17 protein-coding genes and 2 pseudogenes are annotated in these 21,980 nt (G+C 41.8%); 18 read left to right on the top strand and 1 reads right to left on the bottom strand.

Annotation, left to right across the window (positions count from 1 at the left end):
* Positions 1–46 precede the first annotated feature (46 nt).
* From rimP to K1I56_RS07345, 17 genes and pseudogenes are all read left to right on the top strand, one after another.
* The gene (rimP, locus tag K1I56_RS07420; RefSeq protein WP_021154518.1) at positions 47–526 is read left to right on the top strand and encodes a ribosome maturation factor RimP; all 480 of its coding nucleotides are present in this window, start codon (positions 47–49) and stop codon (positions 524–526) included.
* A gap of 44 nt (positions 527–570) precedes the next feature.
* A complete protein-coding gene (gene nusA, locus K1I56_RS07415; protein WP_031575236.1) occupies positions 571–1,713 on the top strand; it encodes a transcription termination factor NusA in 1,143 nt (380 codons plus the stop codon).
* A 14-nt stretch (positions 1,714–1,727) separates the two neighbouring features.
* Entirely contained in the window at positions 1,728–2,024 is a 297-nt protein-coding gene (gene rnpM / locus K1I56_RS07410) for an RNase P modulator RnpM (RefSeq protein WP_003010401.1), read from the top strand.
* Positions 2,017–2,316, top strand: a complete 300-nt coding sequence (locus K1I56_RS07405) for a YlxQ-related RNA-binding protein (protein WP_003010399.1) — start codon at positions 2,017–2,019, stop codon at positions 2,314–2,316. Before rnpM ends, K1I56_RS07405 begins: the two co-directional genes overlap by 8 nt.
* A gap of 16 nt (positions 2,317–2,332) precedes the next feature.
* Positions 2,333–2,456: pseudogene (locus tag K1I56_RS10030) on the top strand (translation initiation factor IF-2 N-terminal domain-containing protein); the annotation flags it as partial.
* A 95-nt stretch (positions 2,457–2,551) separates the two neighbouring features.
* Positions 2,552–5,047: pseudogene (gene infB, locus K1I56_RS07400) on the top strand (translation initiation factor IF-2); the annotation flags it as partial.
* Positions 5,048–5,121: 74 nt separating this feature from the next.
* Entirely contained in the window at positions 5,122–5,472 is a 351-nt protein-coding gene (rbfA, locus tag K1I56_RS07395) for a 30S ribosome-binding factor RbfA (protein WP_003003976.1), read from the top strand.
* A 449-nt stretch (positions 5,473–5,921) separates the two neighbouring features.
* Positions 5,922–7,553: a Na/Pi cotransporter family protein gene (locus K1I56_RS07390; protein ID WP_223325644.1), complete on the top strand. Its 1,632-nt coding sequence runs from the start codon at positions 5,922–5,924 to the stop codon at positions 7,551–7,553.
* 152 nt (positions 7,554–7,705) lie between these two features.
* Positions 7,706–8,863, top strand: a complete 1,158-nt coding sequence (gene nagA / locus K1I56_RS07385) for an N-acetylglucosamine-6-phosphate deacetylase (protein ID WP_223325643.1) — start codon at positions 7,706–7,708, stop codon at positions 8,861–8,863.
* A gap of 172 nt (positions 8,864–9,035) precedes the next feature.
* Positions 9,036–9,254 carry a hypothetical protein gene (locus tag K1I56_RS07380; protein ID WP_003018530.1) on the top strand — a complete coding sequence of 73 codons (219 nt, stop codon included), beginning with the start codon at positions 9,036–9,038 and terminating at the stop codon, positions 9,252–9,254.
* Positions 9,251–10,093 carry an aldo/keto reductase gene (locus tag K1I56_RS07375; RefSeq protein ID WP_223325642.1) on the top strand — a complete coding sequence of 281 codons (843 nt, stop codon included), beginning with the start codon at positions 9,251–9,253 and terminating at the stop codon, positions 10,091–10,093. The genes K1I56_RS07380 and K1I56_RS07375 overlap by 4 nt, the downstream gene beginning before the upstream one ends.
* Before the next feature lie 269 nt (positions 10,094–10,362).
* Positions 10,363–14,781, top strand: coding sequence for a S8 family serine peptidase (locus K1I56_RS07370; RefSeq protein ID WP_223325641.1), 4,419 nt, complete (start codon positions 10,363–10,365; stop codon positions 14,779–14,781).
* Positions 14,782–15,108: 327 nt separating this feature from the next.
* Positions 15,109–15,480, top strand: a complete 372-nt coding sequence (locus K1I56_RS07365) for a GFA family protein (RefSeq protein ID WP_223325640.1) — start codon at positions 15,109–15,111, stop codon at positions 15,478–15,480.
* A gap of 35 nt (positions 15,481–15,515) precedes the next feature.
* Complete coding sequence (glyQ, locus tag K1I56_RS07360; protein WP_002886077.1) at positions 15,516–16,433, top strand: glycine--tRNA ligase subunit alpha; 918 nt, start codon at positions 15,516–15,518, stop codon at positions 16,431–16,433.
* Between the two features lie 281 nt (positions 16,434–16,714).
* A complete protein-coding gene (gene glyS / locus K1I56_RS07355; protein ID WP_223325639.1) occupies positions 16,715–18,751 on the top strand; it encodes a glycine--tRNA ligase subunit beta in 2,037 nt (678 codons plus the stop codon).
* Between the two features lie 33 nt (positions 18,752–18,784).
* Positions 18,785–19,042, top strand: a complete 258-nt coding sequence (locus tag K1I56_RS07350; protein WP_003012632.1) for a DUF896 family protein — start codon at positions 18,785–18,787, stop codon at positions 19,040–19,042.
* Between the two features lie 165 nt (positions 19,043–19,207).
* Positions 19,208–20,590, top strand: a complete 1,383-nt coding sequence (locus K1I56_RS07345; RefSeq protein WP_223325638.1) for an amino acid permease — start codon at positions 19,208–19,210, stop codon at positions 20,588–20,590.
* A 104-nt stretch (positions 20,591–20,694) separates the two neighbouring features.
* On the opposite strand, the gene K1I56_RS07340 is transcribed toward K1I56_RS07345, so the two are convergent.
* Positions 20,695–20,874, bottom strand: a complete 180-nt coding sequence (locus K1I56_RS07340) for a hypothetical protein (RefSeq protein WP_003014929.1) — start codon at positions 20,872–20,874, stop codon at positions 20,695–20,697.
* A gap of 150 nt (positions 20,875–21,024) precedes the next feature.
* On the opposite strand from K1I56_RS07340, the gene rsmH reads away from it, so the two are divergent.
* Positions 21,025–21,975: a 16S rRNA (cytosine(1402)-N(4))-methyltransferase RsmH gene (gene rsmH / locus K1I56_RS07335; protein WP_223325637.1), complete on the top strand. Its 951-nt coding sequence runs from the start codon at positions 21,025–21,027 to the stop codon at positions 21,973–21,975.
* The last annotated feature ends 5 nt before the right edge of the window (positions 21,976–21,980 follow it).

Below are 21,980 nucleotides of genomic sequence, written 5' to 3'. Positions count from 1 at the left end.
GAAAAGGAGAGGCGGGGAAATATCTTCGCCTCTTATCTATGAGGAGGTGGCAACCATCGCAACGATTGTTGACTTAGTAACAGAAGTGATTCAGCCAGCTATAAAGGAACCATTTGAATTGGTCGATGTTGAATATGGCAAAATGGGTGGTGACTACGTCTTAAGCATTTTCGTAGACAAACCAGAAGGAATCACACTGAATGATACAGCGGATTTGACAGAAATCATTAGCCCGCTATTGGATCAAATCAAACCAGACCCATTTCCAGAACAGTACTTTTTAGAAGTCACCAGTCCTGGCTTGGAGAGACCTTTGAAAACCAAGGAAGCACTCGAGGGAGCTGTTGGCAAGTATGTCAATATCAGCTTGTATAAGGCTGTTGAAAAGCAAAAGGTTTTTGAGGGAAACTTGGTAGGTTTTGAAGAGGATGTTTTGACCATTGAGTATATGGATAAAACACGAAAGAAAACTGTAGAAATTCCTTATAACCTTGTGTCCAAAGCAAGGTTGGCTGTAAAATTGTAACAGAATGAAAGAAAGGATGCCTTTATAGTAGAGGCAAGAAAAACATGAGTAAAGAAATGCTAGAAGCCTTCCGCATTTTGGAAGAAGACAAAGGGATCAAAAAAGAAGATATCATCGAAGCCGTCACAGAATCATTGCGTTCAGCTTATCGCCGTCGTTATGGACAATCAGAAAGTGCAGCGATTGAATTCAATGAAAAAACTGGAGATTTCCGTGTTTATACGGTTCGTGAAGTGGTGGATGAAGTCTTTGATAGCCGTTTAGAAATCAGCTTGAAGGATGCCTTGGCCATTAGTTCTGCTTATGAGTTGGGGGATAAGATCAAGTTTGAAGAAGCACCAGCTGAATTTGGTCGTGTAGCAGCTCAATCTGCTAAACAAACGATCATGGAAAAAATGCGTAAGCAAACGCGCACCATCACCTATAACACTTATAAAGAACATGAAAATGAAATCATGAGTGGAACGGTGGAGCGCTTTGACAATCGATTTATCTATGTCAATCTTGGTTCGATCGAAGCTCAATTGTCTAAGCAAGACCAAATTCCAGGAGAAGTGTTCCAATCTCATGATCGGATTGAAGTCTTTGTCTACAAGGTAGAAGATAATCCACGTGGTGTCAATGTCTTTGTTAGTCGAAGCCATCCTGAAATGATCAAACGTTTGATGGAACAAGAAATTCCTGAAGTCTATGATGGAACTGTTGAGATTATGAGTGTAGCGCGTGAAGCTGGAGATCGTACAAAAGTTGCGGTTCGCAGCCATAATCCAAACGTAGATGCGATTGGGACTATCGTTGGTCGTGGTGGATCGAATATTAAAAAGATTACCAGCAAGTTCCACCCAGCTCGATACGATCAAAAATTAGACCGTATGGTTCCAACAGAAGAAAACATCGATGTCATTGAATGGGTTCCAGATCCAGCTGAATTTATCTACAATGCGATCGCTCCTGCAGAAGTGGACCAAGTTATTTTTGATGATGAAGATAGCAAACATGCTCTCGTTGTGGTCCCAGACAACAAATTATCTCTTGCCATCGGTCGTCGTGGTCAAAACGTTCGTTTAGCAGCTCATTTGACTGGTTACCGCATCGATATCAAATCTGCTAGTGAGTTCGAAGAAATGGAAGCAGCTCAGGAAACTTTTGAAGACCAAGTAGAAAGTGACGAAGAGCAAGTCGATTAAGAGAGGAAGGGAAAATGGTAAAAACAAGAAAAATCCCTTTAAGAAAATCTGTCGTTTCAAATGAAATTATTGATAAGCGCGATTTGCTCCGCATTGTCAAAAATAAAGAAGGACAAGTCTTTATCGATCCAACTGGCAAAGCCAATGGTCGAGGTGCTTATATCAAGCTAGACAATGAAGAAGCGGCACTTGCTAAGAAAAAGAAAGTTTTTAATCGTAGCTTTAATATGGAAGTGGAAGAAGCTTTCTATGATGAATTGATCGCTTATGTAGATCATAAGGTGAAGAGAAGAGAGTTAGGCCTTGAATAAGCAAAAGATAAGTAATTTGTTGGGCTTAGCGCAAAGAGCAGGAAAACTCATTTCTGGAGAGGAACTTGTGATCAAAGCCATCCAGGAAGAAAAAGCTAAATTAGTTTTTCTGGCAAATGATGCAGCTAGTAACCTGACAAAAAAGGTGACAGATAAGGGTCACTATTATGAGGTTCAAGTATCTACCGTGTTTTCAACACTAGAATTAAGCACTGCAATTGGACGTGCCCGTAAGGTCGTCGCTGTTGTAGATGCTGGATTTTCAAAGAAAATGAGGTCTCTTATGGAATAGAAGAGGAGGACAGCAATTGTCTAAGAAAAGATTATACGAAATTGCCAAAGAATTGGGCAAGGAAAGTAAGGAAGTCGTCACTCGTGCGAAAGAATTAGGTTTTGACGTCAAGAGTCATGCATCTAGTGTCGATACTGATGTTGCTGAAAAGTTGATCAAGAGCTTTGCAGCGAAAAAAGAAACAGTCGAAAAGAAAGTAGCAGAAGTGGCTGCCAAGACAACGGCTGTCGCAGAGAAAAAAGAAGCAGCGCCTGTCAAAAAAGAAGGGGCAACTGAGACAAAATCAGTAACGCCAGCTGCTAAACCAAAGAGTCGTAACTTTAAAGCGGAACGAGAAGCGCGTGCAAAAGAGCAGGCTGAACGTAGGAAACAACAAGACAATCGTCCAAAACGCGATCGCAAGGACAATCAGCGTCATGGTGACAACCGAAATCAACGACCACAAGAGCGAAATGAACAACGAAATCAAGGTTCTGATCGTCGCAATAACCGACCGGATCAAAGACGTGGTGAACAACCCCAAGTAGCACCAAAAGTTGATTTCAAAGCGCGTGCAGCAGCACTGAAAGCTGAACAAAATGCTGAATACGCACGTGGAAGTGAAGATCGCTACAAACAACAAGCTGCAAAAGCAGAACAAGAACGTCAACAGCGCCGGAAACGGGTAGAAGTACCAGAAGTGAAAGCACCTGTACAGGAGCCAGCTGTTGAGAACCATACAAAACCAGCTGTTGCTGCTGCTCCAGCTCAAGTCGATACACGTCGGAAGAAACAAGCGCGACCAGATAAGAAACGCGATGATTTTGATCGTGAAGAAGATGGTCCAAGAAAACAACAAAGGAATCGAAATAGTCAAAATCAAGTGAGAAATCAGAGAAATAGTAACTGGAATAACAATAAGAAAAATAAAAAAGGAAAGAATAACCGTAATGATGCTCCAAAACCAGTAACAGAGCGTAAATTCCATGAATTACCAAGTGAATTTGAGTATACGGATGGAATGACGGTTGCAGAAATCGCAAAACGCATCAAGCGTGAACCGGCTGAAATCGTCAAGAAACTCTTTATGATGGGAGTCATGGCGACTCAAAACCAATCGCTGGATGGAGATACGATTGAACTCTTGATGGTGGATTATGGAATTGAAGCCAAGAAAAAGGTTGAAGTGGACAATGCCGATATCGAACGCTTCTTCGTTGAAGATGGTTATTTGAATCCAGATGAGTTGGTAGAGCGTCCACCAGTTGTCACCATCATGGGACACGTTGACCACGGTAAAACGACCCTTTTGGATACCCTTCGTAATTCACGTGTAGCAACAGGTGAAGCGGGAGGAATCACTCAGCACATCGGGGCTTATCAAATCGTGGAAAATGGCAAGAAGATTACCTTCTTGGATACACCAGGACACGCGGCTTTTACTTCTATGCGGGCGCGTGGTGCCTCTGTTACGGATATTACCATCTTGGTCGTAGCGGCAGATGACGGGGTAATGCCTCAGACTATCGAAGCCATCAACCACTCAAAAGCTGCCAATGTTCCAATCATTGTGGCCATCAACAAGATCGATAAACCAGGTGCCAACCCAGAACGTGTCATCGGTGAATTGGCAGAGCATGGAGTGATGTCAACTGCCTGGGGTGGAGATTCTGAGTTTGTAGAAATCTCAGCCAAGTTCAACCAAAATATTGATGAACTCTTGGAAACGGTCCTTCTTGTAGCTGAAATCCAAGAACTCAAGGCAGATCCAACTGTTCGTGCCATCGGTACTGTTATCGAAGCTCGTTTGGATAAAGGAAAAGGTGCGGTCGCAACCCTTCTGGTTCAACAAGGTACTTTGAATGTCCAAGACCCAATCGTTGTTGGTAATACCTTTGGACGTGTCCGTGCCATGACCAATGACCTTGGCCGTCGTGTGAAGGTGGCAGGACCATCTACTCCAGTTTCTATCACTGGTTTGAACGAAGCGCCAATGGCGGGTGACCACTTTGCGGTTTATGAAGATGAAAAATCTGCGCGTGCAGCCGGTGAAGAACGTGCCAAACGTGCGCTGATGAAACAACGTCAAGCAACCAACCGCGTCAGTCTTGAAAATCTCTTTGATACTTTGAAGGCTGGGGAAGTGAAATCTGTTAATGTCATCATCAAGGCCGATGTACAAGGTTCGGTTGAAGCTCTTGCTGCTTCCCTTCAAAAGATTGAAGTGGAAGGTGTGAAAGTGACCATCGTTCACTCAGCAGTTGGTGCCATCAACGAATCAGACGTGACCCTCGCAGAAGCTTCAAATGCCTTCATCATCGGATTTAACGTCCGCCCTACTCCACAAGCACGTCAACAAGCAGAAGCTGATGAGGTAGAAATCCGTCTTCACTCAATCATCTACAAAGTGATTGAAGAAATGGAAGATGCCATGAAGGGTATGTTGGATCCTGAGTTCGAAGAGAAAGTCATCGGGGAAGCAGTTATTCGTGAAACCTTTAAAGTCTCTAAAGTGGGTACCATCGGTGGATTTATGGTCCTCAGTGGTAAGGTTACACGTGATTCCAAAGTTCGTGTCATTCGTGACGGTGTCGTGATCTATGACGGAGCTCTTGCAAGCTTGAAACACTTCAAAGATGATGTCAAAGAGATCACAAATGGTCGTGAAGGTGGATTGATGATTGAAGGTTACAATGATATCAAGACAGATGATACCATCGAAGCCTACATCATGGAAGAAATTAAAAAATAAGCAAGCTGACTAGGAAAAAAGAGGGGGATCCTCTGATTTCCTAGTTTTTAAACACAGAGCAGAAAGGAGTTCCTATGGCAAGTCATTTTCGGACAGACCGAGTAGGGATGGAAATCAAGCGGGAAGTCAATGAGATTTTACAAAAGAAAGTCCGTGACCCGCGTGTTCAAGGCGTCACCATTACGGATGTTCAAATGCTAGGTGATTTGTCTATGGCCAAAGTGTATTATTCAATTATGAGTGATTTGGCTTCAGACAATCAAAAGGCTCAGACAGGCCTTGAAAAAGCAACAGGAACCATCAAGCGTGAATTAGGTCGGAATCTGAAATTGTACAAGATTCCAGATCTTACTTTTGTGAAAGACGAATCCATCGAATACGGAAATAAGATCGATGAGATGTTGCGCAATTTGAACAAAGACTAGAGAGGTTGGAAATTTTCCACGCCCAGATTGAAAGACAAAGTCTTCTTAGAAACTTTCCTTAGGTGAGTACGGACGTCAGCGAACTTCTTCGAAGTTCCATGACTAATTATTGAGCCTAAGGTCTCAATAATTCCGAGTACCTGAAACTATTAAGTTTCAGGTACTTTTCTCACGACGAAAAGTTTCAGTAGATGATTGAATCACTCTAACGAGTAACATTTCTTTTTATAGAATTTATTAGATTTATAAAAAAGAATAGTTTGTCTACAGTCTCGGGTTGGAAATTTCCAACCTCTTTTTTGGCTCCTAAAATGAGGAAAATAAAACAGAAAGAAAAAAACGGTTTCAAAAAATAATAGAAATTTACAGAAATCTCTTGTGTGATTGGAAATTATCCTTTACAATAGGAGAGGAGTTTTATTTCTGATCTCATATTTGGAGGAATGATCATGTCCATTAACTGGCAGGAAATTTTGTTTAACTTTTTGGGAGGGTTGGGTCTCTTTCTCTATAGTATTAAAACCATGGGAGAAGGACTGCAACAAGCCGCAGGGGACCGTCTTCGCTACTATATTGATAAATATACAAGCAATCCTTTCTTTGGAGTCTTAGTAGGGATTGTTGTGACAGCCCTCATTCAGTCTAGTACTGGGGTAACGGTGATTACCGTTGGTCTGGTCAGTGCGGGTCTCTTGACCCTGCGCCAAGCCATTGGAATCATCATGGGAGCTAATATTGGGACCACGGTCACCTCATTCATTATTGGGTTTAAACTGGGGACTTATGCCCTTCCAATTATGTTTCTTGGAACGGTCTTACTTTTCTTTACCAAGAATCGAATGGCTAATAATATTGGTCGGATTCTCTTTGGGGTTGGAGGAATTTTCTACGCTTTAAACCTGATTAGTGCGGGAATGAGCCCTTTAAAAGAATTGCCAGAATTTAGTCAGTATATGATCACCCTAGGGAAAAATCCAATTCTGGGTGTTTTAGCGGGAGCCATCATCACCGTTTTGATTCAAGCTTCTTCAGCTACCATTGGGATCCTACAAGGTTTATATTCAGGTGGTTTCTTAGATCTTCGTGGTTCGCTTCCTATCCTTTTTGGGGATAATATTGGAACGACCTTGACGGTTATCATTGCAGCTATGGGGGCCAATGTTTCTGCCAAGCGTGTTGCAGCAACCCACGTGCTCTTTAACTTGATCGGAACAATCCTTTGTTTGATCTTGCTGACACCTTTTACAGCCATGATTGAATACTTCCAAGGCCTCTTGCATTTGTCTCCGGAAATGACGATTGCTTTTTCTCACGGTGCCTTCAACGTGACCAACACCATTATTCAATTCCCATTCATTGGAGCTTTGGCTTACTTTGTGACCAAGCTGATTCCTGGTGAGGATGAGGTTGTCAAATATGAACCGCTCTACTTGGATGAAAACTTGATCACTCAAGCGCCTTCGATTGCTCTTGGGAATGCGAAAAAAGAGTTGCTTCATTTAGGTGGGTATGCAGATAAAGCCTTTAGCCTCTCTTATGATTATATTGTTCATCAAAATGAAAAAACAGCTGAAAAGGGCCATAAGACAGAAGAAGCCATCAATACCATTGATGATGATTTGACTCGCTACTTGATTCGTTTGTCAAGTGAAGCCTTGAGTCCGAGAGAAAGTGAAGTTCTCACCAATATCTTAGATTCTTCTCGGGATTTGGAGCGGATTGGAGATCATGCGGAAGCCTTAATTAATCTAACCGATTATTTAATTCGTAAGAAAGTCGTTTTTTCAGAATCAGCCTTGGCCGAATTGGAAGATATTTACAACCAAACCCATCAATTTGTAGAGGATGCTTTGAAATCTATCGAGAACAATGATGTGAGTCTTGCAAATCAACTAGTAGCACGTCACGAGGCAATTGAAAAATTGGAGAAAAGACTTCGGAAAACTCATATTCGTCGGTTGAACCAAGGTGAATGTACGCCACAAGCCGGAGTGAACTTTATTGATATCATTTCTCACTATACACGTGTTGCAGACCATGCCATGAATCTAGCTGAAAAAGTACAAATCGAGCAAATTTAATGAATGTCAAACAGAGTAAGTAGGAAGCTTGCTCTGTTTTTGTATGATTCTATCTAAAAATAGGTCTAGACCATTTACAAATGGAAGTGAAAGCGTTATAATATGTATGAATATAAATGGAACACAGTTCCTACAATGGAAAGGACGATTTTATGTCTACATATATTAAAGCAGATCAATTTTATTACCCACATGGGGTTCGTCGTGGAGGTTATTTGGAGCTCGTCAATGGCAAGTTTGGAAAACATGTGGAAAGCTTACCAGAAGGAGCAGATGTGCTGGATTATTCAGGTTACAGTATTGCTCCGGGCTTGGTGGATACCCATATTCACGGTTTTGGTGGAGTAGATGTTATGGATAATAATATCGAAGGCACTCTCCATACCATGAGTGAAGGTCTCTTGAGTACCGGGGTCACAAGCTTTTTGCCTACGACTTTGACTTCCTCTTACGAACAACTTTTGGCGGTAACTGAAAATATTGGTGCACGATACAAAGAAGCAACAGGCGCTAAGATTCGCGGTATTTATTTTGAAGGACCTTATTTTACAGAAAAATACAAGGGAGCTCAAAATCCAGCTTATATGAAAGATCCAAGTATGGAAGAATTCCGTGCTTGGCAAAAAGCGGCTAATGGTCTGTTGAATAAGATTGCCCTTGCTCCTGAGCGTGAAGGGGTAGAAGACTTTGTTCGGACCATTACAGGAGAAGGAGTGACAGTCGCCCTGGGACACTCCAATGCTACTTTTGAAGAAGCTAAAAAAGCAGTTGATGCAGGTGCGAGTGTCTGGGTGCATGCCTATAATGGTATGCGTGGTTTGACTCACCGTGAACTCGGTATGGTTGGAGCTATGTATGAGTTGCCTCATACTACAGCAGAGTTGATCTGTGATGGGCACCATGTGGATCCGCTAGCTTGTGATATCCTGATGAAACAAAAAGGAAAAGAAAATGTTGCCTTGATTACTGACTGTATGACAGCTGGGGGATTAGAAGACGGGGACTACATGCTTGGGGAATTTCCAGTCGTGGTCGCTGGAGGGACTGCTCGCTTGAAATCAACTGGTAATCTGGCTGGCTCAATCTTGAAATTGAAAGATGGATTAAAAAATGTTGTAGAGTGGGGGATTGCCAACCCTTACGAAGCAGTGATGATGGCTAGTCTCAATCCGGCAAAATCAGTCCATATTGATGATGTTTGTGGTCAAATTCGAGAAGGTTATGATGCGGACTTCATTGTGCTTGATCAAAATTTGGATCTGGTGGCGACCTATCTCGATGGGGTCAAACGATACCAAGCTATGAACTAGATTCAAGAATCGCAGATAGAATACTTCCTCTCTAGGTCATACCTAGAGAGGTTTTTGTGACGTATTCATGGGGTTAAACAGTCTTGAGGGGCTTTTTATTTACCGATGGTAGTACAATTTTGTGAATGCTGTCTTTTCATGCTATAATGGGAATTGAAATGTGAGGTAGCTTATGAAGGCAATTGATATACGTTTTTTATTAATGGGAATTTTTTTCTTGCTCTATGGGATTGTAAGAAAAAATATCTTTATTGTGATTGTTGGTGGGGCATTTTTACTCTATAGTTTTTATAGCAAGAAGATGGAGCCAACCAAGAAGAATATTTTTAAGCCAGAGCTCAAGCTTCGAGGGCCTAAGAAACCGAAATCGAAGAAAGGAAAGAAAAAATGAACAATTATCGTTTAAATAATGGGGTGGAGATTCCTGTATTGGGATTTGGAACCTGGAAAGCAGCGGATGGAGAAGAAGCCTATCAAGCTGTCTTAGCTGCTTTAAAAGCAGGTTATCGCCATATCGATACAGCTGCGATTTATCAGAATGAAGAGAGTGTGGGTCGGGCCATTAAAGACAGTGGTCTTGCGCGCGAAGACCTGTTTATTACCACCAAACTTTGGAATACTCATCACACCTATGAAGACGCTCAAGCTGCTTTGGAAGAGTCTCTTGAAAAACTAGGCTTGGACTATGTGGATCTTTATTTGATTCATTGGCCAAATCCAAAACCCCTTCGAGAAAATGATGCTTGGAAACAACGAAATGCTGAGGTTTGGCGAGCAATGGAAGATATGCTAGCTGCTGGCAAGGTTCGAGCTATTGGTATTAGCAATTTTCTGCCTCATCATTTGGAAGCCCTCCTTGAAACAGCTCGGGTCATTCCGGCTGTGAACCAAATTCGTCTAGCACCTGGGGTGTACCAAAGTGAAGCCATTGCAGCAAGTCGCAAGCATGGCATTTTACTAGAAGCTTGGGGACCTTTTGGCCAAGGAGAATTGTTCCAAAATGAACAAGTAAAAGAAATGGCTACTAAATATGGGAAAACCGTCGCTCAACTAGCCCTAGCTTGGAGTTTGCAAGAAGGTTTCCTTCCACTGCCAAAATCGGTTACGCCTGAGCGGATTGCGAGTAATTTAAATTGCTTTGATTTTGAATTGGCGGCAGATGATATGGAACTCCTTCGCCATCTTCCGGTTGAAGCAGGTGCACCAGATCCGGACACCAAAGATTTTTAAAAGAGAATTTCTATTCATTAATGAAAACCGAGGACAGTTTCGTTCTCGGTTTTTAAAATCCTTTCAATGATTAAATAATTTTAAAATTCCAACAAAAACAGATGTTCTATAATACTTTCCTATACTAATTTACATTTTTCCGAACGAAAATAAACTAATAGTTAGTAACATTCGTAAATGTTACATTTGTGTTACATTTTGTTTTTTGAATGAATTTTCAGATAATTTTGCGTTATAATAGTTACTATTAAAATAAAAGGGGAGTTTCTATGAATAGACAAGAACGTTTTTCATTAAGAAAATACAAATTTGGTGTAGCCTCAGTTTTATTAGGGGCTGTTTTGGTATTTGGATCTGCACAAGCGAGTGCTGAAGAACAGGCGGCCAGCCAAACGAGTGCTGGAACACAGCTTGTAGCCACTACTCAACAGGCACCTGCTGAAGAAGAGCATTCACAAGCAACAGAAGCAAGTACAGCAGTTGCTAGTGAGAAAGTAGCAGTTGCAAAAGAAGCAACAGTTGCTGAAAAGACAACGAATGCAACAGAAGCAGCTCATGTTGAAAAAACAGAAGCTCCGAAAGAAGCAGCTACTGTTCCAGAAACAAAACAGGAAGTAGCGGAAAAACCTGTAGAAAAAGCAACAGAAGTGGCTACTGCGACAAGTTCGGAAACAACGAATCGCCATGAGGCAGCTGAAAAACCTCAAAGCATCGAAAGTGACGAAATTATTACAGTTCCCCAAACCTGGAAGCAAGGCTATAAAGGGGAAGGGATGGTTGTCGCCGTCATCGACTCTGGCTTGGATGTGAACCACGAGGTTCTTCGGATTACCGATCCTTCAAAAGCTAAGTTTAAAAACCAAGAAGAAATCGAAGCTGCTAAGAAAGCGGCAGGAATCGATTATGGTAAATGGTACAACGACAAGGTTGTCTACGCTTATGACTACTTTGATGGGACCGACAATATCAAAGAGGCCGAAAGAGATTCTCATGGGATGCACGTTACAGGGATTGCAACAGGGAATCCTGATAAAGAAGCAGGAAACGGAGAAAAGATCTATGGTGTAGCACCAGAAGCGCAAGTTATGTTTATGCGTGTCTTTTCAGATCGTCAAAAAACAACGGGTTCTGCTCTTTATGTAAAAGCAATTGATGATGCTGTAGCTCTTGGTGCAGATACCATCAATATGAGTCTTGGATCTTCTACTGGTTCTACGGTCAATGCAGGTTCAGATATCATTGACGCCATCAAACGGGCGCGTGCTAAAGGTGTATCTGTCCTAATCTCTGCAGGAAATAGCAATACTTTTGGGAATGGCTATTCAAGACCAGCTGCAGAAAATCCAGATTACGGCTTGGTCGGAAACCCATCAACAGTAGAGGACTCTATTTCTGTTGCTTCAATCAATAATAAAATCATTACCACAGAGGTTTTCGAAGTCAAAGGTTTGGAAGGTAATGCAGAAGTAGATAACGGGAAGTTTGACTACAGTAAATCTGCAACAGATACAGACTTTGAAAAAGGTAAAGAATATGAGTATGTATCAGTTGGTCTTGGGAAAGAAGATGATTTCAAAGATCTAGATCTTACCGGTAAATTGGCGCTTATCCAACGCGGGGAAATTCCATTCTCAGAAAAGATTGCCAATGCCTTCCATCATGGTGCAGCAGGAGCTTTGGTCTACAATAATGTGGAAGGATCGAATCTTGGAATGGCAATTGATGGAGATGCTAAGAAAATTCCATCTGTCTTCATTTCAAAACGCTATGGGGAAGCTCTGAAAGCTGGATCTTACAAAGTTGTCTTTAACAATACCATGGCTAACCGTCCATCTCCAGAAGCAGACCAATTGTCTGATTTCTCAAGCTGGGGTGTGACAACAGATGGTCAGTTGAAACCAGATGTCACAGCACCTGGTGGGAATATCTTCTCTTCTTTGAATGACAATACCTACGGGGATATGAGTGGTACTAGTATGGCCTCACCTCACGTAGCAGGTGTTGCAGCCTTGGTTAAAGAATACCTTGTGAAGAACCATCCAGAATTGACTCCAGAACAAGTTTCTGCAACTGTCAAGGCCTTGATTATGTCTACGGCTAAACCGCATGTTAACAAAGAAACCGGTGTCTATACGTCTCCACGTCAACAAGGAGCAGGGGTTGTCGACACAGCCGCAGCTGTTTCAACAGACTTGTATGTGACTGGTGAAAACAACTATCCAAGCGTCACTCTTGGTAACGTTGGAGATAGCTTTACATTTAATGTGACGGTTCACAATATTTCAGATACCGATCGTACCTTGAAAATGTTGGTGAATACTGACACAGATGAAGTAAAAGATGGTAAATTTACTCTTCGTCCACGTAAATTGACTGAAACAGCTTGGCCTGAAGTCACTGTGAAAGCTCATAGCTCTGAAACGGTTACGGTGAAAGTCGATACAAGTAAATTCACAGAAGAGTTGAGCAAAGAAATGCCAAATGGCTATTTCCTTGAAGGATTTGTTCGTTTTGTCGATCCAGCAGATGATGGGGATGTAGTTAGCTTGCCATTTATGGGATTCAAGGGAGAATTTCAAAACCTTCCAGCAGTTGAAAAATCAATCTATGATTTGGTTCGTGAAGGAAAAGATGGCTTCTACTATCATGTTCCAAAAAATTTGAATATCTCATCTAGTGCCAATGTTTCTGCGCTCGTCACCCTGCAAAATGACCTTCTCCTTACACAAGGGAAACGAGATGGTCGTCGGATTACAGTTCTTGGTATTGAAGAAAATGCAGAAGGAACTCACTCTCTTCAACTAGATGAGAATGGAAATGTTCGCATTGCCATTTCACCAAATGAAGATGGGAATAAAGACCTTGTTGAATACAAAACAGTTGCTCTTAGAAACATTGAAAACCTTCATGCAACTGTCTATGCAGCAAGTGATACGGAACATAAAAATCCACTGTGGGAAGGAACTCCATCTGATCATCGTAAGAACTTCTTTGATGGCAATGAAAAGAACCCACGCAGCTACACACTGGATAACACTGCTTGGAATGGTACCGATGCAAATGGAAAAGCAGTAGCAGATGGTGTATATGATTATGTCATTCGTTACACCCCAATGGTTCCTGGAGCTGAGGAGCAATCAACAACCTTCAAGGTTCAAGTCGATACTCAAAAACCAGTGATCACATCTGGATATATCCGTTTCAAAGATGGGGCTCAACAGTTTATAGCACGTAAAGCCAAAGATGTTGGCGATGGTGGTATCTTAACTGAAAAACTCGTCTACGTGACTCCATTCGATGATCAGGGGACAATGGTCCAAACCAGTGAAGATAAGAATGGTACACGTGCGCTTGAAAATTACCATGTGATCAAGGCCAATGCAGATGGTAGCTTCGATCTTCCTGAAAACATCGATAAGAAGAATATCTACTACTATGTAGAAGACTTTGCGGGTAACGTAGATTATGTTTCACTAGCTGATTTAGTTCGGGATCAAAATAGTGGTCGGGTTCAAATTGCAGTTCGTGACGCTAAAACGAACAAAGATTTGGATACTATGTATGTTTACCGAATCAAAGATAGCAATGGTCAATACGTATCAGTTGATAAGACAAAAGATATTAACTTCTTGAACTTTGGTCATTATACTGCAGAAATCTTTACGTATGATCGTACAGAAGTGAAATTTGTCAGCAGCTTGACGCAAGAATTTGATTTGACAGAGGATAATAGTTTCCAAACGATCGCTTTTCTTGCCAATACTTTAGAATATGCACCAGTTAGCATCAACTTTGATCAACCGGTTTCAAAAGCGGCTACGATTGTATTAAAAGGGGCAGATGGTGAAAACTTTGTCTTGCCTGCTGAAAAATATGGTAAAAATGGCTTTGGTAAATCTGTAGCAACTGGTCAATATACCTTGGTTGCAACTCTTCCTACAGGCTATGAACTAGCTGAGGAAGCACCAGTGATTTCAGTTGTCGCAGGGCGCAACAACAATTACCGTATTGGAGTGATCTCAAAAGTGGATCTCTTAGCTGCTTTGAACAACCAAGCAGATGTTACAAAGACAGCGCAATACTTCAATGCCAGTGCGGATAAGAAGGAAGCCTATGATCAAGCCTTGCAAGCGGCCCAAGCAGCCTTGACCAACAAGGTTAGTCAAGAGCAAGTCAACCAAGCTCTAGCTAGTCTTGAAGCTGCCAGCCAAGCTTTGGATGGGAAAGATTCAAACGTTGCGGCCTTGAAAGAAGCTATGCAGGCTTACGATGCTACGACAAAAACTGGTCGTTATGCCAATGCCAAAGAAAAAGTACGTCGCGACTACGATCGTGCTTTCCAAACAGTAGCCTTGCTTGCAGTTGATCCAACTGTGAAACAAGAACAAATCAATCAAGCACTTGCTGAGCTTAGCCGTGCAGAAGGAAAATTAAACGGGAAAGCAACTGATTTTTCAAGTCTTGAAAAATACATCAAGGAAGAATTGAAGTTCCAAGAAAAGAATGCTAAATTCATCTATGCTGGAAATGAAGAAAAAGAAGCTTACCTAGTAGCCTTCAAGGATGCACAAACCATCCTTTCAAATCCAGGAGCAAGCCAACAAGATGTGAAAGATGCTTTGACAGCCTTGAAGAATGCCAAGAAAAAACTTCATGGTAAAAAACCAAAAGCTGCAAGACGTCCATAAGAAAAACAACCTTGTTTGTTAGCCTAAAATCCGTATGAAACGATTGTTTCATGCGGATTTTAATTTACAAGTACCTAAAAATCTGCTATAATACTAGTCAAGAAAGAAGGGCTTACGGCGTTTTTCTAGCGAGCTTGGGATAGTGAGAGCCAAGTAGAGCAAAGTAAGCAAGTGGCGCTTTCTCTCAGTAAAAGCTGAGTAAAGTAAAATAAAATGAAGTAATAAATTAGGGTGGAACCGCGTTTCTGACGCCCCTAGTCGCAAGGCTTGGGTGTTGAAATTCGGTTCTTTTTGAATTCTTCTAATGCCTAAGTAGAAAGGAGTACAATGCTTAAAGGATCTTGTTTATGTAAAGCAGTGACCTACACTCTAGATGAGGTATTATCGGAATTAGTTTTTTGTCATTGCTCATTTTGTCGGAAAGCAACTGCGTCTGCCTATACAGTTAATGCTAAAGTTAGCAGTGAAAAGCTAGTATTGCATGGAAAAGAAAAGCTTGTTTCCTATAGTTCTTCTCCAGGAAAACAGCGTTATTACTGCCAGAACTGTCATAGTCAAATTTTCACTGTTCAAGAAAATATACCAGAAGTCTGTGCTTTGAAATTAGGTACAATAGACGAATGCGATCAGAATTTACAAACTATTCCTAAACGTCATATTTTTCAGGATCCAGCTTTTTCTTGGTTGCTTGATAAATAAACCAAAAAAGATAATATAAATTAAAGGAGTAAATAATGTCTAAAAAACTAACCTTCCAGGAAATTATCCTTACTTTGCAACAATACTGGAATGACCAGGGTTGTATGCTGATGCAGGCTTATGATAACGAAAAAGGTGCGGGAACCATGAGTCCTTACACCTTCCTCCGTGCCATTGGTCCTGAACCATGGAATGCGGCTTATGTAGAGCCATCTCGTCGTCCAGCAGATGGTCGTTATGGGGAAAACCCAAACCGCCTTTACCAACACCACCAATTCCAAGTGGTTATGAAACCTTCTCCATCAAACATCCAAGAGCTCTACCTTGAGTCATTGGAAAAATTGGGGATCAATCCTTTGGAACACGATATCCGTTTCGTTGAAGATAACTGGGAAAACCCATCAACTGGTTCAGCTGGTCTTGGTTGGGAAGTTTGGTTGGACGGTATGGAAATCACTCAGTTTACCTACTTCCAACAAGTTGGTGGATTGGCAACTGGTCCGGTAACTTCTGAGGTCACTTACGGATTGGAACGTTTGGCTTCTTACATCCAAGAAGTCGATTCTGTTTACGATATTGAGTGGGCTCCAGGCGTTAAATACGGAGAAATCTTCCTTCAACCAGAATATGAACACTCAAAATACAGCTTTGAAGTTTCTGACCAAGATATGCTTCTTGAAAATTTCGAAAAATTTGAAAAAGAAGCAGGACGTGCTTTGGAATTGGGCCTTGTTCACCCAGCCTATGACTACGTTTTGAAATGTTCACATACCTTCAATTTGCTTGATGCTCGTGGAGCAGTATCCGTTACAGAACGTGCCGGCTATATTGCCCGCATCCGTAACTTGGCCCGTGTCGTAGCCAAAACCTTCGTCGCAGAACGCAAGAAACTCGGTTACCCACTTCTTGACGAAGCCACACGCGCCAAACTCCTAGCAGAAGAGGAAGAATAAAAAGAGTTACAAGAATGGAAAATGGGCAAACAAAGTGAGCCCGTACGGCTACCCAGAGGCAAGTCGGAGACTTGCTAAAGGGATAGGCACCGCTGTACTGCTATATGGGGATTTTTGAAACGTTAGGTTCAAAAATCAGTTGGCTAAATCCACTTTGATGAGACTGTTGGAAATCGATGTCAAGGAGACAGAAGATTTCCAACAGTCTCACAAAGTTAGTTAGCGACGTCCCCAGTACCTAAGGTGCCTATCAAAAAGAAGAATTTTGTAAAGGAAAAAACATGACAAAAAACTTATTAGTAGAACTTGGACTTGAAGAGTTGCCAGCCTACGTTGTCACACCAAGTGAAAAACAACTGGGTGAGAAAATGGCAGCCTTCTTGGATGACAACCGTCTTTCATACGAAAGCATTCAAACCTTCTCAACGCCACGCCGTTTGGCTGTACGTGTGATTGGTTTGGCGGATCAACAATCGGATTTGACCGAAGATTTTAAAGGACCTTCTAAGAAAATCGCCTTGGATGCAGACGGAAACTTCTCAAAAGCGGCTCAAGGATTCGTTCGTGGAAAAGGCTTGACCGTTGATGATATCGAATTTCGTGAAGTCAAGGGTGAAGAGTACGTTTATGTCACGAAACACGAAGCTGGAAAACCTGCCAAAGAAGTCTTGGCTGGCGTTCCAGAAGTGCTTGCTTCATTGACCTTCCCTGTTAGCATGCACTGGGCTAACAACACATTTGAATACATTCGCCCAGTTCACACCTTGATCGTTCTTTTGGGCGACGAAGCGCTTGACCTTGATTTCTTGGATATCCAGTCAGGTCGTGTTAGTCGTGGCCACCGTTTCCTTGGACATGAAGTGGAAATTACCAATGCGGATTCTTATGAAGAAGACCTTCGCACGGTTTACGTGATTGCGGATAGCAAAGAACGTGAAAACATGATCCGTGAGCAAATCAAGGCCATCGAAGCAGAACAAGGTGTTCAAGTTCAAATCGAAGAAGGACTTTTGAACGAAGTCTTGAACTTGGTCGAATACCCAACTGCCTTTATGGGAAGTTTTGACACTAAATATTTGGATGTTCCAGAAGAAGTCTTGGTGACCTCAATGGAAACGCACCAACGGTACTTTGTTGTACGTGACCTTGATGGTAATCTCAAACCAAACTTTATCTCCGTCCGTAATGGGAACGCTGAGCACTTGGAAAATGTTATCCGAGGAAATGAAAAAGTCTTGGTGGCGCGTCTTGAAGATGGTGAATTCTTCTGGCGTGAAGACCAAAAACTTAAGATCGAAGACCTCGTTGCTAAATTGGCGAACGTGACCTTCCATGAAAAAATTGGTTCTCTTTCAGAACACATGGCGCGTGCTGGTGTTATTGCAGCGTCACTAGCTGAGCAAGCTGGTTTGACTGCTGAAGAAACGGCAGCCGTCGCTCGTGCAGCTGAAATCTACAAATTTGACCTCTTGACGGGTATGGTCGGAGAGTTCGATGAATTGCAAGGAATTATGGGTGAAAAATACGCCCTCCTTGCTGGTGAAGATGCTGCGGTTGCGACAGCTATCCGTGAGCACTACCTTCCTGATTCAGCAGACGGAGCCCTTCCAGAGACTAAGGTTGGTGCCATTCTTGCCCTTGCAGATAAATTGGATACCCTTCTTTCCTTCTTCTCAGTTGGCTTGATTCCATCAGGTTCCAATGACCCTTATGCACTTCGTCGTGCAACACAAGGGATTGTTCGTATCTTGGATGCCTTTGGTTGGCATATCCCTATGGATGAGTTGATTGACAGCCTTTACGGTCTGTCGTTTGATAGTCTTTCTTATGACAATCAAGCAGAAGTGCTCAACTTCATCAAGGCGCGTGTGGACAAGATGATGGGACGCACACCAAAAGATATCAAAGACGCTGTGCTTGCTGGTTCAAACTTTGTCGTGGCTGATATGCTGGAAGCAGCTGAAGCTCTTTCAGAAGCTGCGAAGACTGATGGTTACAAGGCAGCTGTTGAATCACTCTCACGTGCCTTTAACTTGGCAGAAAAAGCAGATGCTTCAGTAGCAGTCGATGCTAGTCTCTTTGAAAATGATCAAGAAAAAGCCTTGGCTCAAGCAGCAGAAAGTCTTGAATTGACAGGTTCAGCTAGCGACAAATTGGCTCAACTTTTCGCTCTTAGCCCAGTCATTGATGCCTTCTTTGACAATACTATGGTTATGGCAGAAGATGAGGCTGTTAAAAACAACCGTTTGGCCCTTCTTGCAGGTCTGGTTGCGAAAGCTAACGCTGTTGCAGCTTTCAACCAATTGAACACAAAATAAGTACCTGATGACAGGTAGAAAGTAGGTCTGATGATGACACCTGAAAAAATCGCTCGGATCAATGAGCTTGCAAAAAAGAAAAAAACAGAAGGTTTGACTCCAGAAGAAGCAGTGGAACAAGCAAAACTTCGTGAAGAATACATTGAAGGTTATCGTCGTTCGGTTCGTCACCACATCGAAGGTATTAAAATTGTGGATGAAGAAGGAAATGATGTAACACCTGAGAAACTACGCCAAGTGCAACGGGAAAAAGGTTTGCATGGCCGTAGTCTCGATGACCCTAATTCATAATCAAAAAAGAGTGCTGGAAGAGACTCCAGCACTCTTTTTGATCTATAAAATTCAGAATATTCTGGACCGGATTGACCAATTTTTAAAAACATGGTATAGTAGATTGTATGAAAATTTGAAGTATACTTTTCTGAAAATGTACAGAAAAAGAATTGGAGTAATCATATGTCAAAAAAACATCATCCTGGTGAAGAAACCGAAAATGGGATGGTTCGTGGTCTGCAAAATCGGCATGTTCAGCTGATCGCTATTGCAGGAACCATCGGGACAGGACTCTTTCTTGGAGCCGGTCGTTCCCTTTCTTTGACAGGTCCCTCTATTATTTTAGTCTATATGCTGACTGGCGCCTTCATGTACCTGATGATGCGGGCAATCGGAGAAATGCTCTATATGGACCCTGATCAACACACCTTTATCAACTTTATCACCAAGTATATAGGAAAAGGTTGGGGTTATTTTTCAGGATGGTCCTATTGGGTCTCCTTGGTATTTTTGGGAATGGCAGAGATCACCGCTGTTTCCAACTATGTCCAGCTTTGGTTTCCAAATTGGCCAGCCTGGCAGATTCAAATTATCTTTTTAGCGCTCTTAAGTTGTGTAAACTTGATCGCTGTGAAGGTTTTTGGAGAGGTTGAATTCTGGTTTGGAATGATCAAGATTGTCACGATTTTAGCCTTGATCGCAACAGGAATCTTTATGGTGACGACGAATTTTGAAACACCAGCTGGACACGCTAGCTTAAGTAACATTACCAATGGTTTTCAAATGTTTCCAAATGGTTGGGTCAAGTTCGTCATGGCCTTCCAAATGGTCTTCTTTGCTTACCAAGCAATCGAATTTGTTGGAATTACTACTTCTGAAACAGCTAATCCCCGACAAGTATTGCCAAAAGCTATTAAAGAAATTCCAATCCGAATTGTAATCTTTTATGTAGGAGCTTTGTTGGCGATTATGGCTATTTTCCCTTGGCAACAGCTTCCTGTCAATAAGTCACCGTTTGTAACGGTCTTTCAGATGGTAGGAATCAAGTGGGCAGCTGGATTGATTAATTTTGTTGTACTGACAGCTGCTGCATCTTCCTTGAATTCCACCCTCTATTCAACAGGGCGTCACTTGTACCAGATTGCAAAAGAAACACCAAACAGCAAAGTGATGAATCGTTTGAAACTGAATAGCTTATCTCGTATGGGGATTCCAAGTCGCGCGATTATTTTTTCTGCGATTGTGGTTGCTGTTTCAGCCTTTATCAATATCTTGCCAGGTGTCTCAGATGCCTTTGCCTTGATTACGGCATCTTCTTCTGGTGTCTACATTGCTATTTACATTTTGACCATGCTTGCCCATCTTAAGTACCGTAAATCGAAAGAATTTATGCCAGATGGTTTTGTCATGCCAGCCTATAAAGTGTTGAATCCATTGACCATTGTTTTCTTCCTCTTTGTATTCGTTTGTCTCTTCTTGCAAGAATCAACATACATTGGAGCGATTGGAGCAACTATCTGGATCATTCTTTTTGGGATTTACAGCAATTGGAAACATAATAAATAAACTGCAAAACTCACCAAACGGTGAGTTTTTATTATTTCAGAGCTAGTTTGCTTTTTTTAAGAGGTTTCTTGGAGTGGTTAAAAGAAAAACAGAGGTGGGAGAAATTATTTTTCTTCCATCTCTGTTTTTTGTCCTTGAATAGCTTTTTTGAGCCACCAAAGTGAGCCGACTAGGATCAGAGCAGCAAGCCAAAAAATCCAAGCCTCAATAGTGGTTAGAAAAAAGTAGAGAGCGATAGCATCGACCAATAAAAGTGGGATGAGAATCTGTTTTCTTATTTTCATAAGAATATTGTATCATAAATCCTAGAGGAAACAAATGAAATCAAGCCTTTCTAAGTATTTTGTAGGATCTGAAAAGATCCGATAGGGTTAGTTAGTGAATTTTCTTTCAGGAGTGCATCTTGGTCCCATTTGTGGTAAAATAGTAAAGATATGAGTAAAGAATTTCATCATGTAACGGTTTTGCTTCATGAAACGATCGATATGCTGGATGTTAAGCCAGATGGGATCTATGTAGACGCCACATTGGGTGGGGCAGGCCACAGCGAATATTTGTTAACAAAATTAAATGAATCGGGCCATCTTTATGCCTTTGACCAAGATCAGCATGCAATTGAGAATGCTAAGATTCGTTTAGCTCCATTCATCGAGAAAGGCATGGTGACCTTCATTAAGGATAACTTTCGTCATTTGAAGGAACGTCTAAACGAATTGGGTGTGACTGAAATTGATGGGATCTGTTATGACCTAGGTGTCTCTAGTCCTCAGTTAGATGAACGGGAACGCGGATTTTCTTACAAGAAAGATGCGCCACTGGACATGCGGATGAATCAAGAAGCTTCTTTGACGGCCTATGAGGTTGTAAATAACTACGATTACCATGATCTAGTCCGTATTTTTTTCAAATATGGAGAGGACAAATTTTCCAAGCAAATTGCGCGGAAAATTGAGCAAGCACGAGCAATTAAACCGATTGAAACAACGACTGAATTAGCAGAGATTATTAAATCTGCTAAACCAGCTAAGGAGCTCAAGAAAAAGGGCCATCCTGCTAAACAGATTTTCCAAGCCATTCGTATCGAAGTCAATGATGAACTGGGAGCTGCAGATGAATCAATTCAGCAAGCCATGGATTTGTTGGCCCTCGATGGTCGTATTTCTGTGATTACCTTTCATTCGTTAGAGGATCGATTGACCAAACAATTGTTTAAAGAAGCTTCGACAGTTGAGGTTCCAAAGGGGCTTCCCTTTATTCCAGATGATTTGAAACCAAAGATGGAGTTGGTCAACCGGAAACCTATTTTGCCAAGTGAAGAAGAGCTTGAGGATAATAATCGATCCCATTCAGCAAAACTACGGGTTGCTCGAAAAATACACAAGTAAGAGGA

The organism is Streptococcus parasanguinis, from assembly GCF_019929185.1.
In the GTDB taxonomy this organism is placed as follows: Bacteria; Bacillota; Bacilli; order Lactobacillales; family Streptococcaceae; genus Streptococcus; species Streptococcus parasanguinis_O.
This window is presented reverse-complemented; position numbering and strand designations above follow the sequence as displayed.

Excerpts from the sequence above, each read along its gene's own strand:
- nusA (WP_031575236.1), top strand. The coding sequence starts at position 571 with ATGAGTAAAGAAATGCTAGAAGCCTTCCGCATTTTGGAAGAAGACAAA.
- rnpM (WP_003010401.1), top strand. The coding sequence starts at position 1,728 with ATGGTAAAAACAAGAAAAATCCCTTTAAGAAAATCTGTCGTTTCAAAT.
- rbfA (WP_003003976.1), top strand. The coding sequence starts at position 5,122 with ATGGCAAGTCATTTTCGGACAGACCGAGTAGGGATGGAAATCAAGCGG.
- K1I56_RS07390 (WP_223325644.1), top strand. The coding sequence starts at position 5,922 with ATGTCCATTAACTGGCAGGAAATTTTGTTTAACTTTTTGGGAGGGTTG.
- nagA (WP_223325643.1), top strand. The coding sequence starts at position 7,706 with ATGTCTACATATATTAAAGCAGATCAATTTTATTACCCACATGGGGTT.
- K1I56_RS07380 (WP_003018530.1), top strand. The coding sequence starts at position 9,036 with ATGAAGGCAATTGATATACGTTTTTTATTAATGGGAATTTTTTTCTTG.
- K1I56_RS07375 (WP_223325642.1), top strand. The coding sequence starts at position 9,251 with ATGAACAATTATCGTTTAAATAATGGGGTGGAGATTCCTGTATTGGGA.
- K1I56_RS07370 (WP_223325641.1), top strand. The coding sequence starts at position 10,363 with ATGAATAGACAAGAACGTTTTTCATTAAGAAAATACAAATTTGGTGTA.
- K1I56_RS07365 (WP_223325640.1), top strand. The coding sequence starts at position 15,109 with ATGCTTAAAGGATCTTGTTTATGTAAAGCAGTGACCTACACTCTAGAT.
- glyQ (WP_002886077.1), top strand. The coding sequence starts at position 15,516 with ATGTCTAAAAAACTAACCTTCCAGGAAATTATCCTTACTTTGCAACAA.
- glyS (WP_223325639.1), top strand. The coding sequence starts at position 16,715 with ATGACAAAAAACTTATTAGTAGAACTTGGACTTGAAGAGTTGCCAGCC.
- K1I56_RS07350 (WP_003012632.1), top strand. The coding sequence starts at position 18,785 with ATGACACCTGAAAAAATCGCTCGGATCAATGAGCTTGCAAAAAAGAAA.
- K1I56_RS07345 (WP_223325638.1), top strand. The coding sequence starts at position 19,208 with ATGTCAAAAAAACATCATCCTGGTGAAGAAACCGAAAATGGGATGGTT.
- K1I56_RS07340 (WP_003014929.1), bottom strand. The coding sequence starts at position 20,874 with ATGAAAATAAGAAAACAGATTCTCATCCCACTTTTATTGGTCGATGCT.
- rsmH (WP_223325637.1), top strand. The coding sequence starts at position 21,025 with ATGAGTAAAGAATTTCATCATGTAACGGTTTTGCTTCATGAAACGATC.